Below are 16354 nucleotides of genomic sequence, written 5' to 3' on the forward strand. Positions count from 1 at the left end.
CTGACACTCAGGGTGCGACGACCGAGCCCAGGGCGCGGGTGACGGTGATCTCGATCAGCACCCGGTCCGGGTTGGGGCCGGGCGTACGGCCGTAGCGCTCGGCATAGCGGGCGACGGCGTCGGCGACCGCCTCCGGCTCGGTGCGGACGCGGGCGATCCCTTCCAGGGTGGCCCAGGAGCCGCCGGGGGCGACCTGGCAGAGGGCGACCCGGGCGCCGTCGGGTCCGGCGGCCAGGACATTGGCCACCTTCCGGCTGTGCTTGCGGGTGATGACGCGGGCGGTGCGGGTCTCGGGCTGGAAGGTCACGCCCACCGGCACGACATGCGGGGTGCCATCGGGGCGGAGGGTGGTGAGGGTGGGGAAGTGGCGGGCGCGCCAGAAGTCCAGGTAGGCGGGAGGGAGGGCGTGCAGGTCGTGGGCCATGGAGTCAGGGTAGTTGGGGGCGGCCGGCCCCGGACGGCCCGCGCCTGTGGTGGCGCACCGGGCCGGGCCCGGCTTCACTCGCAGGTGGGGATCCCCGGCCTCGGGCTCCCCAAACCAACCTTGAGTGGAATAGACTCAACTTACTGCATGTTGCTCCGAGCAAGGCAGATAAACAGCCAGGCCAGGACCAGGAGGAGCCCCAAGCCGTGGACGCCGAGCTGACCAACAAGAGCCGGGAGGCGCTGGCCGCCGCCCAGGAGCGGGCCGTGTCGGCCGGACACGCCGATATGACCCCCGCGCACCTGCTGCTGGCGCTGCTCGCCGGCCAGGAGAACGAGAACCTGCTGGACCTGCTGGCTGCCGTGGAGGCGGACGCCGCCGCGCTGCGCGGCGGGGCCGAGCGGCAGCTGGGCGGGCTGCCCCGCGCGCAGGGGTCGACCGTGGCCGCGCCACAGCCCAGCCGGGAGCTGCTGGCGGTGATCGCGGACGCCGCGGAGCGGGCCCGCGAGCTGGCGGACGAGTATGTCTCCACCGAGCACCTGCTGATCGGCCTGGCGGCCAAGGGCGGCCGCACCGGCGAGCTGCTGGAGCAGCAGGGCGCCTCGGCGAAGAAACTGCTGGCCGCCTTCCAGAAGGCGCGCGGCGGGCAGCGGGTGACCACCCCGGACCCGGAGGGCACCTACAAGGCGCTGGAGAAGTTCGGCACCGACTTCACGGCGGCGGCGCGCGACGGCAAGCTCGACCCCGTCATCGGCCGGGATCATGAGATCCGGCGGGTGGTGCAGGTGCTGTCCCGCCGCACCAAGAACAACCCGGTGCTGATCGGCGAGCCGGGCGTCGGCAAGACCGCCGTGGTGGAGGGGCTGGCCCAGCGGATAGTGAAGGGGGATGTGCCGGAGTCGCTGAAGAACAAGCGGCTGGTGGCGCTGGACCTGGGCGCCATGGTCGCGGGCGCCAAGTACCGGGGCGAGTTCGAGGAGCGGCTGAAGACCGTCCTCGCGGAGATCAAGTCCAGCGAGGGCCAGATCATCACCTTCATCGACGAGCTGCACACGGTGGTGGGGGCTGGCGCCGGCGGGGATTCGGCGATGGACGCGGGCAATATGCTCAAGCCCATGCTGGCCCGTGGCGAGCTGCGCATGGTGGGTGCCACCACCCTGGACGAGTACCGGGAGCGGATCGAGAAGGACCCGGCGCTGGAGCGCCGCTTCCAGCAGGTGCTGGTGGCCGAGCCCTCGGTGGAGGACACCATCGCCATCCTGCGCGGCCTCAAGGGGCGCTACGAGGCCCACCACAAGGTGCAGATCGCGGACTCGGCGCTGGTGGCCGCGGCCACCCTCTCCGACCGGTACATCACCTCCCGCTTCCTGCCGGACAAGGCCATCGACCTGGTGGACGAGGCGGCCTCCCGGCTGCGGATGGAGATCGACTCCTCCCCGGTGGAGATCGACGAACTCCAGCGCGCCGTCGACCGGTTGAAGATGGAGGAGCTGGCCCTCAATAACGAATCCGACCCGGCCAGCCAGGAGCGGCTGGCCAGGCTGCGCCGTGATCTGGCCGACAAGGAAGAGGAGTTGCGCGGTCTCACCGCCCGCTGGGAGCGCGAGAAGCAGTCCCTCAACCGGGTCGGCGAGCTCAAGGAGCGCCTGGACGATCTGCGCGGGCAGGCCGAACGGGCCCAGCGGGACGGCGACTTCGACACCGCGTCCAAGCTGCTCTACGGCGAGATCCCGGCCCTGGAGCGGGAGCTGGCGGAGGCGGCCGAGGCCGAACAGGAGGCCGAGCAGGAGGCCGAGACCAGGAACCTCATGGTCAAGGAGGAGGTCGGCTCGGACGACATCGCCGAGGTGGTGGCCTCCTGGACCGGCATCCCGGCCGGCCGCCTGCTGGAGGGCGAGACCCAGAAGCTGCTGCGCATGGAGGAGGAGATCGGCAAGCGGCTGATCGGCCAGGAGGAAGCGGTACGGGCGGTGTCCGACGCGGTGCGCCGCAGCCGGGCCGGCATCGCCGACCCGGACCGGCCCACCGGCTCGTTCCTCTTCCTGGGCCCCACCGGCGTCGGCAAGACCGAACTCGCCAAGGCGCTGGCCGACTTCCTCTTCGACGACGAGCGGGCCATGGTCCGGATCGATATGAGCGAGTACAGCGAGAAGCACGCGGTGGCCCGGCTGGTGGGCGCCCCGCCCGGCTATGTCGGCTACGAGGAGGGCGGCCAGCTCACCGAGGCGGTGCGGCGGCGCCCGTACAGTGTGATCCTGCTGGACGAGGTGGAGAAGGCCCACCATGAGGCCTTTGACATCCTGCTCCAGGTGCTGGACGACGGCCGGCTCACCGACGGCCAGGGTCGGACGGTTGACTTCCGCAACACCATCCTCATCCTGACCTCCAACCTGGGATCCACCTTCCTGGTCGATCCCTTGCTGAAGGAGGAGCAGAAGAAGGAACGGGTGCTGGAGACCGTACGAGCCTCCTTCCGGCCGGAGTTCCTCAACCGGCTGGACGACACCGTGGTCTTCCACCCGCTGGGCACCGGCCAGTTGGAGCGGATCGCCCAGATCCAGCTCGACCAGCTGCAGCGGCGGCTGGCGGACCGGCGGCTCACCCTGGATGTCACCGAGCCGGCGCTGCGCTGGCTGGCCACCCTGGGCCATGACAGCCTGGACGGCACCCCGCCCGACCTGACCTATGGCGCCCGTCCGCTGCGCCGTCTGGTGCAGACCGCCATCGGCGACCAGCTGGCCAGGGCGATCCTGGCCGGGGAGGTCCGGGACGGGGACACGGTCCGGGTGGACCGGGTGCCGGGCGCGGGCGACGGCCTGTCGGTGACGGCGGCCGGGAGGCAGACCGGCTGAACCGGGTCCCGTCAGGGGTTGCATGGCGGGGGCGGGTGTGAGGGAGGATGGCGGTATCCGTACGAAGGGAAGTCCACGGTGAGCATCGACCCGTCCTCGATTCCGAATTTCGGGGGCCAGCCAGAGCCGCACGAGGCGGGCCCGACCGGCCCCGTCATCCCCGACCAGGACCTGGTCAAGCAGCTGCTGGAACAGATGGAGCTGAAGTACCTCGTCGACGACGAGGGCGACCTCGCCGCGCCGTGGGAGCAGTTCCGTACCTATTTCATGTTCCGCGGTGAGGAGGAGCAGCAGGTCTTCTCGGTCCGGACGTTCTACGACCGGCCGCACGCCATCGAGGACAAGGCCAAGCTCCTCGAGGCCATCGACGACTGGAACCGCCGCACCCTGTGGCCCAAGGTCTACACCCACACCAATGACGACGGCACCGTCCGTCTGATCGGTGAGGCCCAGATGCTGATCGGCGTCGGCGTCGCCCTGGAGCACTTTGTCTCCAGCACGGTCAGCTGGGTCCGCGCCTCGATCGAGTTCGACAACTGGCTGGTGGAACAGCTGGGTCTGGAGGCCGAGATCGAGGGCGAGGACGGCAAGCCGGACGACGAGGCGTAACGCCCGGTCACCCTCACATGGGGATGCGGGCGATCGTCAGCAGATACGTCCCGTAGACAAAGGAGAGCCCGGCCAGCGCGCAGACCGTCACCACGGCGGTGCGCGGCCGGGCTCTCGCCATGCCCAGGGCCATCGGGAGCAGCAGCGGAAAGGCCGGCAGCAGAAAGCGCGGCTTGGAGGCGAAGTAGCTGGAGCCGCCCAGGGCGATGACACACAGCACCAGGACGTAGCAGAGCAGCGCGGCGGGCGGGCGCGCCAGGACCAGGAAGACCAGCGCGATCAGGGCTACCACCAGCACGATCAGCGAGCCGTAGTAGGCCAGATAGTCGCGGCCGACGAAGAGGTGGCGGACGAACCGCAGCGCGTCCGCGCCGAAGTCGAAGCGGGAGCCCCAGCGGCGCTGGACCCGGAAGTAGCCCAGCGCCCCGCCGCCGGAGCGGTAGCCCGCCCACAGCACATAGCCGGCCCAGCCCAGCGGGGCCAGCGCGGCCCCGGCCCAGATGCGCCAGTCGGTGCGGGCGGCACGGTCGCGCCAGAGGGCGAGCAGGGTGACACAGCCGACCGCGGCGGCGGCCGCGATGGCATTGGGCCGGGAGAGGCCGGCCACCAGGGCCAGCGCGCCGGCCCACAGCGGGCGGCCGGTCAGCAGGGCGTACAGCGACCAGGCGCACAGCGCGGTCATCAGTGACTCGGTGTAGCCCATGGTCTGCACAATGGCGTGCGGCAGCAGCGCCCACAGCAGCACCAGCCAGGTGGCCGTCCGGCGGCCGTGGACCCGCTCGCCCACCGCGTAGATGCCCCAGGCGGCGGCCCCGGCGGCGGTCCAGGAGACCAGCAGGCCGGCGGTGACCACGGTGACCGGCAGCACGGTGGCCACGGTGTGCACCAGGCCGGGGAAGAGCGGGAAGAAGGCCAGGTCGTTGAAGACCACCCCGCGGGTGGTGGGGGAGGGGATGACCAGGCCATAGCCGTTGCGGGCGATTCCGGCGTACCAGATGCCGTCCCAGGAGTGCCCCAGCAGGCTGCGCGGGTGACGTCCGATGCTCCAGGCCCAGGCGGCCATCACGGCCAGTCCGGTCAGCCGAGCCGTCGCGTAGAGGACGAGGGCCGGGGTGGCCCGGCGCAGCGCCGCGCGGATGCGGTCCGCGCGGGGCAGGCGGCGGGCGCTGCCGCGCGGTTCCGGCGTTCGTACGGGGACGGCGGTGTCGGCTGACACGGGAGGCACCTCCGGTACGAGGGTGGCGGTATACCGACCATGCGGCGTGGTGTGCGGCGTTCCGGTGCGTCACGCCGTAGGGGGTGTGGCTTCCACCCGCTCGGGCGCACGGTGGATTCCAAGATTCCGCCAGGGATTTGCCCGGCGTTCGCCCGTTCACCGCGCGGGGGCGGGGCGTGGGGCGGCGTGCGCCGGCGCTCAGGCGGTCGCGGGGGCGCCGGGGCGGGCGCTCGACGGCCTAGGGTGAGCTGGGATCGGGAGCCGGACGATGGGGAGGGACCGGAAGTGGATCGCGGATTCAGGCCCGCCGGGCGGGTGGCCGGGCTGGGTACCTCGGTGTTCACGGAGATGACGGAGCTGGCGCGGCGCACCGGGGCGGTCAACCTGGGGCAGGGCGTGCCGGAGTTGGCCAGTCCGCCGGGTCTGCTGGAGGACGTGGCGGCGGCGGTGCTGGCGGGGGAGAACCAGTACCCGCCCGCCCATGGCCACCTTGAGCTGCGCCAGGCGGTGGCGGCGCACCAGCTGCGGCGCTACGGCTTGGAGTACCGGGCGCAGGACGAGGTGCTGGTGACCACCGGGGCCACCGAGGCACTGGCGGCGGCGCTGCTGGGGCTGTGCGACCCGGGCGACGAGGTGCTGGCCTTCGACCCCTGCTATGACGCCTATCCGGCGGGGGCCCGGTTCGCCGGGGCCCGGCTGGTGGGGGTTCCGCTGGCCCTGGAGGACGACCGTTTCGTCCTGGACGCCGACGCGCTGCGGGCGGCGGTGACGCCCCGTACCCGGGTGCTGCTGCTGAACTCCCCGCACAATCCCACCGGCAAGGTGTTCACCGCCGAGGAACTGGCGGTGGTGGCCGGGCTGGCGGTGGAGCACGGGCTGACGGTGGTGACGGACGAGGTCTATGAGCACCTGGTCTATGACGGTCTGGAGCACCGGACGATCGCGGCGCTGCCGGGGATGCGGGAGCGCACCCTGACCATCTCCTCGGCGGGCAAGACCTTCTCGGTCACCGGCTGGAAGGTCGGCTGGGTGTGCGGCCCGGCCCCGCTGGTGGCGGCGGTGGCGGGCGCCAAGCAGTTCCTCACCTACACCTCCGGTGCGCCCTATCAGCGCCCGTTGGCGAAGATGCTGGGGGGCGTGGAGGAGTGGGCCGCGGAGCTGCGGCGGACGCTGGCGCGCAACCGCGATCTGCTGAGCGCTGGACTGGCGCGCGCCGGGTTGCGTCCCTATCGCGCGGACGCCGGGTATTTCGTGCAGGCGGACATCAGCGCGTGGGGGCATACGGACGGCGTGCGTTTCTGCCGTGAACTCCCGCTGCGCGCTGGGGTGGTGGCCATTCCGACGGCCGCCTTCTACGTGCGCCCGGGCACCCCGTCCCAACTGGTGCGCTTCTCTTTCTGCAAGCGGGAGACATCGATTGCCGAGGCCGTGGAGAAGCTTTTGAAGGCTGTTTGACCAGCGCACTTGCAACTGGCCCAAGCAACACCGCATATGCGCCCGGCGAGGTTCAACTCCCGCCGGGCGTTTTTTGGTTGAACGTTTGAGCTGCGCGCCCCACGCATGGATGGAAAATCGTCGATGATGGGTAAAAATGCTGTGCGCGCCGCTAGATTCAATGACCCCTCTCATTCAGGGCCACGTGCCGAGGCGAATCCACCCGGGTTCCTTCCTTCCGGATTCCTTAAAAGACCCTCAAACGGAACCGGAAGCCTCCACTGTGGGCATTGATCCGGCGCCCTCGAAGACCTGGTCCTCCTCGGGGCGGGCCGGCCCACCCTCCACTGCTCGCTCTCGCGGAGCCGACCCCATGCTCACCACTCTCAAAACCAGCTATACGGACACCCGGGCGGCGGATCTCGCCTGGTGTCTGGGCCGGGAGCCGCTGCCGGCCCTGGCCGTGCTCGATCTGCGGTTCCCGGGCTGCACCGTGCAGTTGCGGCTGCTCGGCGCCTCGCACCAGGTGCTTCTGGAGGAGGACAGCGGAGTGTGCTCGGAGACGGTGGCCTGCATACCCGGCAGCAGCACCCCGCTGCCGCTGGGTGTGGCCAAGCGGGTGGGCGCCTGGGAGTACGAGTTCGCGGCGCGGGTGGAGACCCTGACCCGCTGCTCCTTCGCCGGCCGCGCCCAGGAGTTGCTGGCGCTGGTGGCCGAGCATCCACAGGGCCTGGCCGGCACCTTTCCCGGCAGCCCGCACGCCTTCACCGCGCTGCTGGCCCAGCGGTGCGAGGGGCAGGTCAGCTGGCGCACCTGGCACGCCTATCCACAGGAGGGGCGGCTGGTGGCCACCCGGACCCGGGTCGGGGTGCGGATCGGCGCCCCGTCCACCGCGTCCACGGCCCCCACCGGGCCGGCGGCCGGGCGGTTGCGCCACTGGGCACCCGGTGATCCGCATTAAACCCTTGTGGGTGACAGGGCGTTGCCGGATCGTGACGTAGCGTTCCGGCATGAACTACCGTCCGGTATCCGCGCGACTGCCCGTACCGGCCGGGATCGGCCGCCTCCTCGTGCTGACCACCGTCTTCGTCTGCGCCGCCTGTGGGCTGGTGTACGAGCTGGAACTGGTCGCCCTGGCCTCGTCCCTGATCGGCGACTCCGTCACCCAGGCATCCGTGGTGCTGTCGGTGATGGTCTTCGCCATGGGTGTCGGCTCCCTGCTCGCCAAATGGCTGCGCGGGCGCGCGGCCGCCGGGTTCGCGCTGGTCGAGGTGGCGCTGGCGCTGCTCGGCGGGCTGTCGGCGATGGCGCTCTATGCCTGCTTCGCCTGGTTCGGTCAGGTGCGGCCGGCCCTGGTGGGCTTCTCGCTGGCCATCGGGGTGCTGATCGGGGCCGAGGTGCCGCTGCTGATGACGCTGATCCAGCGCATCCGCCGGCAGGACGCGGGCGGCGCGGTGGCCGATCTGTTCGCCGCCGACTATGTGGGCGCCCTGGTCGGCGGGCTGGCCTTTCCCTTCCTGCTGCTGCCGGTGCTGGGACAGCTGACCGGGGCGCTGGTCACCGGCGCGGTCAACGCGGTGGCCGGCGGGGCACTGGTGCTCTGGCTGTTCCGCCGTGATCTGAGCACCCGGGCGCGCTGGGTGCTGGTGACCGCCAACTGCCTGGTGCTGCTCGCGCTGGCCGTCTGCTCGGCGCTCACCGGCCCCTTCGAACGGGCCGCCCGGCAGGCGGTGTACGGGGCGGATGTCCGTATCGCGGTGCAGACCGACCACCAGGAGGTGGTGCTCACCGGCGGCGCCGGCGGCAAGCCGCTCTCCTTGTTTCTGGACGGGCGGCTCGCCGCCGGGGGCGGCGACCCCCTGCGTCACCCCGAGGCGCTGGTGCACCCCGCCATGGCCGGACCGCACCGCAGGGTCCTGGTGCTGGGCGGCGGTGACGGTCTCGCGCTGCGCCAGGTGCTGCGCTATCCGGATGTGGCGTCGGTGACGGTGGTGGAGCCCGATGCCGAAGTGGTGCGGCTGGCCCGCTCGGATCCCGGGCTGGCCGCCCTCAACCAGGGTGCCTACCGGGACCCCAGGGTGGCGGTGGTCTCCGCCGGACTGTTCCGCTGGCTGCGCCGCCGCCCGGTGTCGTCCGCGCCCTATGACGTGGTGATCTGCGATCTCCCCGACCCCCGGGGCACGGCGGGCGCCAAGCTCTACTCCCAGGAGTTCTACGGCCTGGTGGCCCGGGAGCTGGCGCCCGACGGGCGGCTGGCCGTCCATGCCGGTGACCCGGCGGGGCAGCCGCACACCTTCTGGACGGTGGACGCCACGGTGCGCTCGGTGGGGCTGGCCACGGTGCCCTACCGGGTGGAGCCGTGCACCGGGCGCGGGGCGGACTGGGGGCTGCTGCTGGCGTCCCGTAAGCCCGTTGTGCCCCGCCTGCCACAACGCGGGCCGGAGCCAAGGACCTTGACGCCCGGGGCGCTGGCGGCCGGTGTGCGGGCCGCCGAACTCACCCGACAGCAGGGGCTGTTGCCCTCGACGCTGATGCACCCGCGTTACTGACCGCCCAGCGAGGCCCGGAAGGCGCCGGGCGACAGCCCCGCCCGCAGCTGGAAGAACTTGGAGAAGTTGGCGGCGTCCTCGAAGCCCAGCCGCTCGCTGATCCGCACCGCGGGCAGGTCGCTGTGCGCCAGCAGCCGTTTGGCCTCCAGCATCACCCGGCGGTCGATGAACTCCTTGGCGCCCACCCCGGCCGCGGCCAGCGTGGCGCGGGAGAGGGTGCGCGGGGAGTAGCCCAGCGCCCGGGCGTACCCGGCGACCCGGTGGCTGGTGGCGAAGTCCCGTTCCACCGCGGCCCGGAAGCGCAGAAAGGCGTCGCCGGGCGCGGGGACGCTGCTGCCGGCCGGTGTGCCGGGGTGGGCCAGCCGCAGCAGCAGGACGGACAGCAGATGGCGCAGGATCTCGGTGTGCACCTCGGCGGGCAGCCCGGTGGCGGAGAACTCGGCGGCCAGCTGCCGTACCGCCCGGAAGACCGCCGTCCGGTCCGGCCCGGCCGGCTGGTGCAGCACCGGGCGGAAGAGATCGTCGGCGAGCGCCGCCACCGTGTTGCCGGACGGCAGGAAGCCGGGCTGGAACAGCAGCACCGTGCCCTCCAGCGCGGCGACCTCGCCGAACTGCTGGACCTGGCCGGGGCGCACCCAGAGCACCGAGCCCTCGGTCAGCCAGTAGCCGGTGAAGTCCACGGTGTGGGTGGCCGCGCCGGAGTCCACGGCCAGGATCTGGTGGAAGTCCAGCCGCTGGGGGCGGGGCAGCAGCCCCTCGGGCGCCCGGGCGCGCAGCTCGGCCAGGCTCATCACCTCCACTCCGGCCGGGGTGCCGGGCGGCGGCTGGTAGGTCAGCTCAATAACGTCATCGTGTCGCTTTTTCACCATAGAGGGACCTCGGCATACCTGGTCGCGGCCTTGCTGCCTGCTTAGCGTGGATGTCACGCACAACAGTGGTTCTACAAGCAACGATTCTGGTGAAAGACATGGCAGCGCAAGTCACCTACGCCTTCGACGCCTACTGCGGCTGGTGCTACGGCTTTGGTCCGACCGTTCGCGAGTTCGCACAGGTGAACGCCGGCCGGCTGGAGCTCACGGTGCTCAGCGGCGGTCTGTTCACGGGCCCCTCGGCCAAGCCGGTCTCGGCCTACCCCTACATCCCCGCCGCGGACGCCCGGATCGCCGGGCTGACCGGCGCGGTGTTCGGCGAGGGGTACGCCCGGGCGATCGCCGAAGGCACTTCGGTCCTGGACTCGGCCGCGGCCGCCACCGCCCTGGTGGCGCTGGGGCAGCAGGCCCCGGAGCGGACCCTGGAGCTGGCCGGCGCACTGCAGCGGGCCTGGTACCTGGACGGACGGAGCCTGTCCGACCCGGAGACGGTGCGCTCGGTGGCCCTGGCCGCCGACCTGGACGGGGCGGCCGCGGTGGCCGCGTACACCGGCCAGGACAGCCGCCGCACGGCGCTGGAGGGCTTCCGCGAGGTCCGCCGGCTGGGCGTGGATTCCTTCCCCAGCTTGCTGCTGCACACCCCGGACGGCGGAGTGCGCCGGCTGGGCGGCCCCACCACTTCCGCGCGAGCGCTCACCCGGGCGCTCGATGAACATGGCAACTGACCCGGTCGACCGGGACAACACGGAGGAGAAACCCATGGCCAAGATCGCACTCTTCGGTGCCGGCGGAACCATCGGCGGCCGGATTCTGCGCGAGGCGCTGGACCGCGGCCACCAGGTCACGGCGGTGGTCCGCGACCCCGCCAAGTTCACCGAGCAGCACCCGGGCCTGACCGTGGTCACCGGCGACGTCCTGGACCCGGAGTCGGTGGCCGCGGTGGCCGAGGGCCAGGACGTGGTGATCAGCGCGGTCGGCGGCGGGGGCGGCCCCGGCCACCAGGCGACCATCGCGCCGGCCGCCAAGTCCCTGGTGCAGGCGCTGCGTTCGCTCGGCGAGACCGCCCCGCGGCTGATCGCGGTGGGCGGCGCCGGATCGCTGCGCAAGCCGGACGGGACCCTGGTGTGGGACGGCGAGGGCATCCCCGAGTTCCTGCTCCAGATCATGCACGCTCACGGGGACGCGCTGGACTACTACCGCACCGTCCGGGACGTCCGCTGGACCAACCTCAGCCCGGCCGCCCTGATCGAGCCGGGCGAGCGCACCGGCACCTACCGCACCGCGCTGGAGGACCTGGTGGTGGACGCGGAGGGCAACAGCCGGATCTCCGCCGAGGACTACGCGGTCGCGCTGCTGGACGAGGTGGAGAAGGCCGAGCACCTCGGGGAGCGGTTCACGGTCGGCTACTGAGTTTCCGGGTACGGGCGGTGCCCGTCGGGCGAACCGGTGGGTAGGCTCGCTTGCCATGGAGCATGAGGTGTTCGTTCCGTTTCCCGTCGAGGCCGTACGGCGGGTACTCGCCGACCCCGGACGGGTGGCCAGGTGCGTTCCCGGCCTGCAGCATGACGCGGGCGACGAGGGCGGCGCGCTGGCCGGCCGGCTGCGGGTGCGCATCGGGGGTTCCACCATCACCTACCGGGGCGAGCTGCGGCTGACGGAGCGGGACGGGCGCTATGAACTGTCCGGCGAGGGCATGGAGGCGCGGGGCTCGGCCACGGTGACGCTGGTGCTGCGCGCGGAGGCGGAGCCGGTGCCGGGCGGGACCCGGCTGGCCTGCACGGGTTCGGTGGACAGCGCGGGGCGGCTGGCCGAGTTCGACGAGAAGACGGTGCAGGGGGTGGCGCGGCGCCTGCTGGACCGGTTCGGCGCGGCGCTGGCGGAGGAGCTGCGGGGCCAGGAGGCGGAGCCCTCGGCCGCTCCGGAGGCCCTCGCGGAGAACGGTCCCGCGACGGACGGTCTGGGCGCGGACGTCGACGCCATCGACACCGAGGCCGTGGAGGAGGCGCTGCTCGGCGAGGACGAGCCGCCGGCCGAGGCCGCGCATGCGCGGCGCACCATGATCGGGCGTTCCGCGGAGGAGGTGGACCACGCTCCGCCGCGGGGGCGCTACGCACCGGTGCCGGCGCCGGAGACGGTGACCGGGCGGGCGGCGCTGCGCTGGGCCGCGCCGGCGGCCGTGCTGCTCGCTTCCGCGGTGGTGGTGGGACGCGTGCTGCGGCGCCGCCGCTGAGGTTTCCGCCGTGGGGAACTTAGGGTCGGACCGTGAGCAATGACATCACCCGGCTGACGGCCGGCCCCGCCGAAGTCACCGTGGACCGCCAGGGCTGCCGCCTGACCAGCCTGAAGATCCATGGCACCGAAATCCTGCGGCAAGGAGAGAAGTACGGCTCCTTCCCGATGGTCCCCTGGTGCGGCCGCACCGCCTATGGCCGCTTCCGCGACGGCGACCGCGTCCGTGAGCTGCCCGTCAACCACCCCCCGCACGCCATTCACGGCACCGGCCGCGACACCGCCTGGCGCATCGTGAAGGCGGACGGCGCCTCGGCGGTCCTCGCCTATGACCTCGCCGACCCCTGGCCGTACCCCGGCCGCGTCACCCAGACGGTGGAGCTGACCGAGGATTCCCTCACCCTGGCCATGGGTGTGGAGGCCACCGCCGACTCCTTCCCGGCGCAGGCCGGCTGGCACCCCTGGTTCCTGCGCAGCCTCGACGGCGGCAGCCTCGGGGGCGGTGCGGACGTCCGGCTGGACTTCACCCCCGCCTGGCAGGAGGAGCGCGGCGAGGACCACATCCCCACCGGCCGCCGCATCGAGCCCCGCCCCGGCCCCTGGGACGACTGCTTCGGCATGCCCGACGGCGTCCAGACCACCCTCACCTGGCCGGGCGCCCTGGAGCTCACCGTCACCAGCCGCGCCGAGTGGGTGGTGGTCTATGACGAACAGGAGGCGGCCGTCTGTGTGGAGCCCCAGTCCGGCCCGCCGAACGGGCTGAACAGCCACCCGCGCCTGGTGACGCCCATCGATCCGCTGGAGGTCGCCACCACCTGGACCTGGCGCACCCTCGCCTAAGCTCATCGGCATGACCGACGCGCGTGACGCCCTGCTTCAGCAGATCAAGAACAAGGCCGTGATCCACGGCAAGGTGACCCTCTCCTCCGGCAAGGAGGCCGACTACTACATCGACCTGCGCCGGATCACCCTGGACGCCGAGGCGGCGCCGCTGGTCGGTCAGGTGATGCTGGACGCCACCGCGGACCTGGAGTTCGACGCGGTCGGCGGCCTCACCCTGGGCGCCGACCCGGTCGCCGCCTCCATGCTGCACGCGGCCGCCGCGCGCGGCCGCAGGCTGGACGCCTTTGTGGTCCGCAAGGCCCAGAAGACGCACGGCATGCAGCGCCGCATCGAGGGCCCGGACATCAAGGGCCGCCGGGTGCTGGTGGTCGAGGACACCTCCACCACCGGCGGCTCCCCGCTGACCGCCGTGGAGGCGGCCCGGGAGGCCGGCGCCGAGGTGGTCGCGGTGGCCACCATCGTGGACCGCGGCGCCGCCCAGGCCATCGCGGACGCGGGGCTGAGCTACATCACGGCCTACGGTCTGGGCGACCTTGAGCTGTCCTGACGGTTGCCCTCTGGGCTGACCTGGGCTTTTCCGCCAGGGGGTGAGGTTTCACGTGAAACCTCACCCCCTGCGCGCTTTCCCGAACAGTCCACCTGTGGAGCAATTCGGTGAGTCTGGGAAGATGGGTCCGACGATGACCGTCGCCCCCTCTTAGGCAAAGTAGCCACCGCGTACATCACAAGGAGCGGACAATGCCCATCGCAACCTCCGAGGTCTACAACGAGATGCTCGACCGGGCGAAGGCAGGCAAGTTCGCCTACCCGGCCATCAATGTGACCTCGACCCAGACTCTGCACGCGGCGCTGCGCGGCTTCGCCGAGGCGGAGAGCGACGGCATCATCCAGATCTCCACCGGTGGCGCGGAGTTCCTGGGCGGTCAGTTCAGCAAGGACATGGTCACCGGCGCGGTCGGCCTGGCCGAGTTCGCGCATGTGGTCGCCCAGAAGTACCCGGTGAACATCGCGCTGCACACCGACCACTGCCCCAAGGACAAGCTGGACGGGTATGTCCGTCCGCTGATCGACATCTCCGCGGAGCGCGTCGCCAAGGGCCAGAACCCGCTGTTCCAGTCCCACATGTGGGACGGCTCGGCCGAGACCCTCGCCGACAACCTGTCCATCGCCCAGGAGCTGCTGGCCAAGGCTGCCGCCGCCAAGATCATCCTCGAGGTGGAGATCACCCCCACCGGTGGCGAGGAGGACGGCGTCAGCCACGAGATCAACGACGAGCTGTACACCACCGTCGACGACGCCCTGCGCACCGCCGAGGCCCTGGGCCTGGGCGAGAAGGGCCGCTACCTGCTGGCCGCCTCCTTCGGCAACGTCCACGGCGTCTACAAGCCGGGCAATGTGGTGCTCCGCCCCGAGCTGCTCAAGGACCTCCAGGCGGGCGTGGCCGCTCGCTTCGGCAAGGCCGACCCCTTCGACTTCGTCTTCCACGGCGGCTCCGGCTCCACCGAGGAGGAGATCCACACCGCGCTGGAGAACGGCGTGGTGAAGATGAACCTGGACACCGACACTCAGTACGCCTTCACCCGCCCGGTCGCGGACCACATGTTCCGCAACTACGACGGTGTGCTGAAGGTCGACGGCGAGGTCGGCAACAAGAAGACCTACGACCCGCGCAGCTGGGGCAAGCTGGCCGAGGCGGGCATGGCCAAGCGCGTCACCGAGGCCTGCGCCAACCTGCGCGCCACCGGCACCAGGCTGAAGTAAGCGCTTGCGCGTGAAAGGCCCGGCACCACAGGGTGCCGGGCCTTTCGCATGACCGCTCGTATGGCCGTCCCCGGCCCGCCGGGAGACCATCGGGGCATGAGCGAGAGCGCGGTGCGCCTGGGGACGCCCGCCGGCAGAGCTGTGCTGCTGACGGCCGTACTGGGCTCCGGCATGGCGATGCTGGACAGCACCGTGGTCAATGTCGCGCTGCCGCATATCGGCCGGGACCTGGGCGCCGGGCTGGCCGTGCTGCAGTGGACCGTCAACGCCTACATGCTCACCCTGGCCGGGCTGATCCTGCTCGGCGGTGCGCTGGGCGACCGCTACGGCCGGCGGCGGGTGTTCGTGGTGGGCGTGGTGTGGTTCGCGCTGGCCTCGCTGCTGTGCGGGCTGGCCCCCAGCGCCGGGGTGCTGATCACGGCGCGCGCCCTGCAGGGCGTGGGCGGGGCGCTGCTGACCCCAGGCTCGCTGGCCCTGATCCAGTCCGTGTTCCACCCCGACGACCGGGCGGCCGCGGTGGGCGCCTGGTCCGGGCTGGGCGGGGTGGCCACCGCGGTGGGCCCGTTCCTGGGCGGCTGGCTGGTGGACGGGCCGGGCTGGCGCTGGGTGTTCCTGATCAACCTGCCGGTGGCCGCGGTCTGTGTCCCGGTGGCCCTGCGGCGGGTGCCGGAGACCCGGGACCCTTCGGCGCACGGCCGCTTCGATGTGCTGGGCGCGGTGCTGGGGGCGCTGGCCCTGGGCCTGGTGACCTATGCCCTGATCGCCGCCCCGGCCAAGGGCGCCTCTCCGCAGGTGCTGGTGCCGGCGGTGGCCGGGGTGCTGCTGGGGGTGGCCTTTGTCCGGGTGGAGGGGCGGCGGGCGGAGCCGATGCTGCCGCCCGCGCTCTTCCGGATCCGGGTGTTCTCCGCGGTCAACGCGGTCACCGTGTGTGTCTACGCGGCGTTCAGCGGCTTCTTCTTCCTGTCCGTGCTGCAACTGCAGATCGTGTCCGGGTGGTCGGCGCTGGCCGCCGGCACCGCGCTGCTGCCCACCACGGTGCTGATGCTGCTGCTGTCCGGCCGGTCCGGGCGGCTGGGGCAGCAGATCGGGCCCCGGCTGCCGCTGACCGTCGGCCCGCTGCTGTGCGCGGCCGGCATGCTGCTGATGACCCGGGTGGGTGCCGGGGCGGTGTACTGGCGGGATGTGCTGCCCGCGCTGCTGGTGCTGGGGCTGGGCATGGTGGCCCTGGTGGCCCCGCTGACCGCCACCGTGCTGGCCTCGGTGGAGGTGTCCCGGGCCGGGATCGCCAGTGGCATCAACAACGCCGCCGCCCGGGCGGCGGGCCTGGTGGCGGTGGCCGCGCTGCCGCTGGCCGCCGGGCTGGGCGAGAGCTCCTACCGTGACCCGGCCGCGTTCGGGCAGGGCTTCCGCAGGTCGATGCTGTACTGCGCGGGGTCGCTGGTGGTGGGCGCGGTGCTGGCCTGGTGCACGGTCAGGGAGCCCCGGGAGGGCGCCTGCCATCCGGAGGCCGAGTACCACTGCGGGGTGAGCGCGCCGCCGCTGGATCCCGGGGACCGCTGAGGCCCGCC

Annotated in this window: 15 protein-coding genes; 12 read left to right on the forward strand and 3 right to left on the reverse strand. The window is 72.1% G+C overall.

What is annotated here, in order from left to right; translation table 11 throughout:
• Window positions 1-7 precede the first annotated feature (7 nt).
• Entirely contained in the window at window positions 8-424 is a 417-nt protein-coding gene (locus ACIHFE_RS16125; protein ID WP_400106868.1) for a pyridoxamine 5'-phosphate oxidase family protein, read from the reverse strand.
• Window positions 425-630: 206 nt separating this feature from the next.
• Here ACIHFE_RS16125 and clpB point away from each other — a divergent pair, with 206 nt between their 5' ends.
• On the forward strand, window positions 631-3276 hold the full coding sequence (gene clpB, locus ACIHFE_RS16130; protein ID WP_400106870.1) for an ATP-dependent chaperone ClpB: 2646 nt from the start codon (window positions 631-633) through the stop codon (window positions 3274-3276).
• 78 nt (window positions 3277-3354) lie between these two features.
• The gene (locus ACIHFE_RS16135) at window positions 3355-3885 is read left to right on the forward strand and encodes a YbjN domain-containing protein (protein WP_400106872.1); all 531 of its coding nucleotides are present in this window, start codon (window positions 3355-3357) and stop codon (window positions 3883-3885) included.
• Window positions 3886-3898: 13 nt separating this feature from the next.
• Here the strand turns inward: ACIHFE_RS16135 and ACIHFE_RS16140 are convergent, their stop codons facing one another.
• Window positions 3899-5101: a hypothetical protein gene (locus ACIHFE_RS16140; protein WP_400106874.1), complete on the reverse strand. Its 1203-nt coding sequence runs from the start codon at window positions 5099-5101 to the stop codon at window positions 3899-3901.
• 285 nt (window positions 5102-5386) lie between these two features.
• Between ACIHFE_RS16140 and ACIHFE_RS16145 the strand changes: the two genes are divergently transcribed.
• The 3 genes from ACIHFE_RS16145 to ACIHFE_RS16155 all read left to right on the forward strand — a co-directional run bounded on the left by ACIHFE_RS16145 (window position 5387) and on the right by ACIHFE_RS16155 (window position 9084).
• Window positions 5387-6556, forward strand: a complete 1170-nt coding sequence (locus ACIHFE_RS16145; protein ID WP_400106876.1) for an aminotransferase class I/II-fold pyridoxal phosphate-dependent enzyme — start codon at window positions 5387-5389, stop codon at window positions 6554-6556.
• A gap of 352 nt (window positions 6557-6908) precedes the next feature.
• Window positions 6909-7496 (forward strand): DUF2617 family protein, encoded by a 588-nt coding sequence (locus ACIHFE_RS16150; protein WP_400106878.1) that lies wholly within the window; start codon window positions 6909-6911, stop codon window positions 7494-7496.
• Between the two features lie 49 nt (window positions 7497-7545).
• Window positions 7546-9084, forward strand: coding sequence for a polyamine aminopropyltransferase (locus ACIHFE_RS16155; protein ID WP_400106880.1), 1539 nt, complete (start codon window positions 7546-7548; stop codon window positions 9082-9084).
• On the opposite strand, the gene ACIHFE_RS16160 is transcribed toward ACIHFE_RS16155, so the two are convergent.
• The gene (locus ACIHFE_RS16160) at window positions 9078-9953 is read right to left on the reverse strand and encodes an AraC family transcriptional regulator (RefSeq protein WP_400106882.1); all 876 of its coding nucleotides are present in this window, start codon (window positions 9951-9953) and stop codon (window positions 9078-9080) included. The two genes, ACIHFE_RS16155 and ACIHFE_RS16160, sit on opposite strands and share 7 nt — an antisense overlap.
• A gap of 98 nt (window positions 9954-10051) precedes the next feature.
• On the opposite strand from ACIHFE_RS16160, the gene ACIHFE_RS16165 reads away from it, so the two are divergent.
• From ACIHFE_RS16165 to ACIHFE_RS16195, 7 genes are all read left to right on the forward strand, one after another.
• On the forward strand, window positions 10052-10678 hold the full coding sequence (locus ACIHFE_RS16165) for a DsbA family protein (protein ID WP_400106884.1): 627 nt from the start codon (window positions 10052-10054) through the stop codon (window positions 10676-10678).
• A gap of 34 nt (window positions 10679-10712) precedes the next feature.
• Window positions 10713-11363 carry an NAD(P)-dependent oxidoreductase gene (locus ACIHFE_RS16170; RefSeq protein WP_400106886.1) on the forward strand — a complete coding sequence of 217 codons (651 nt, stop codon included), beginning with the start codon at window positions 10713-10715 and terminating at the stop codon, window positions 11361-11363.
• A 55-nt stretch (window positions 11364-11418) separates the two neighbouring features.
• The gene (locus tag ACIHFE_RS16175) at window positions 11419-12183 is read left to right on the forward strand and encodes an SRPBCC domain-containing protein (protein WP_400106888.1); all 765 of its coding nucleotides are present in this window, start codon (window positions 11419-11421) and stop codon (window positions 12181-12183) included.
• A 32-nt stretch (window positions 12184-12215) separates the two neighbouring features.
• On the forward strand, window positions 12216-13022 hold the full coding sequence (locus ACIHFE_RS16180; RefSeq protein ID WP_400106890.1) for an aldose 1-epimerase: 807 nt from the start codon (window positions 12216-12218) through the stop codon (window positions 13020-13022).
• 10 nt (window positions 13023-13032) lie between these two features.
• Window positions 13033-13572: an orotate phosphoribosyltransferase gene (gene pyrE / locus ACIHFE_RS16185; protein ID WP_400106892.1), complete on the forward strand. Its 540-nt coding sequence runs from the start codon at window positions 13033-13035 to the stop codon at window positions 13570-13572.
• A gap of 191 nt (window positions 13573-13763) precedes the next feature.
• Entirely contained in the window at window positions 13764-14786 is a 1023-nt protein-coding gene (gene fbaA / locus ACIHFE_RS16190) for a class II fructose-bisphosphate aldolase (RefSeq protein WP_400106894.1), read from the forward strand.
• A gap of 96 nt (window positions 14787-14882) precedes the next feature.
• Window positions 14883-16346, forward strand: a complete 1464-nt coding sequence (locus tag ACIHFE_RS16195; protein ID WP_400106895.1) for a DHA2 family efflux MFS transporter permease subunit — start codon at window positions 14883-14885, stop codon at window positions 16344-16346.
• The last annotated feature ends 8 nt before the right edge of the window (window positions 16347-16354 follow it).

It is taken from the genome of Streptomyces sp. NPDC052396 (assembly GCF_044593195.1).
Classification (GTDB): domain Bacteria; phylum Actinomycetota; class Actinomycetes; order Streptomycetales; family Streptomycetaceae; genus Streptomyces.

What these genes read in the sequence shown, in the direction of transcription:
- ACIHFE_RS16170 (WP_400106886.1), top strand. Translation starts at nt 10,713, where the DNA reads ATGGCCAAGATCGCACTCTTCGGTGCCGGCGGAACCATCGGCGGCCGG.
- ACIHFE_RS16175 (WP_400106888.1), top strand. Translation starts at nt 11,419, where the DNA reads ATGGAGCATGAGGTGTTCGTTCCGTTTCCCGTCGAGGCCGTACGGCGG.
- ACIHFE_RS16160 (WP_400106882.1), bottom strand. Translation starts at nt 9,953, where the DNA reads ATGGTGAAAAAGCGACACGATGACGTTATTGAGCTGACCTACCAGCCG.
- fbaA (WP_400106894.1), top strand. Translation starts at nt 13,764, where the DNA reads ATGCCCATCGCAACCTCCGAGGTCTACAACGAGATGCTCGACCGGGCG.
- ACIHFE_RS16195 (WP_400106895.1), top strand. Translation starts at nt 14,883, where the DNA reads ATGAGCGAGAGCGCGGTGCGCCTGGGGACGCCCGCCGGCAGAGCTGTG.
- ACIHFE_RS16165 (WP_400106884.1), top strand. Translation starts at nt 10,052, where the DNA reads ATGGCAGCGCAAGTCACCTACGCCTTCGACGCCTACTGCGGCTGGTGC.
- ACIHFE_RS16155 (WP_400106880.1), top strand. Translation starts at nt 7,546, where the DNA reads ATGAACTACCGTCCGGTATCCGCGCGACTGCCCGTACCGGCCGGGATC.
- ACIHFE_RS16150 (WP_400106878.1), top strand. Translation starts at nt 6,909, where the DNA reads ATGCTCACCACTCTCAAAACCAGCTATACGGACACCCGGGCGGCGGAT.
- ACIHFE_RS16125 (WP_400106868.1), bottom strand. Translation starts at nt 424, where the DNA reads ATGGCCCACGACCTGCACGCCCTCCCTCCCGCCTACCTGGACTTCTGG.
- pyrE (WP_400106892.1), top strand. Translation starts at nt 13,033, where the DNA reads ATGACCGACGCGCGTGACGCCCTGCTTCAGCAGATCAAGAACAAGGCC.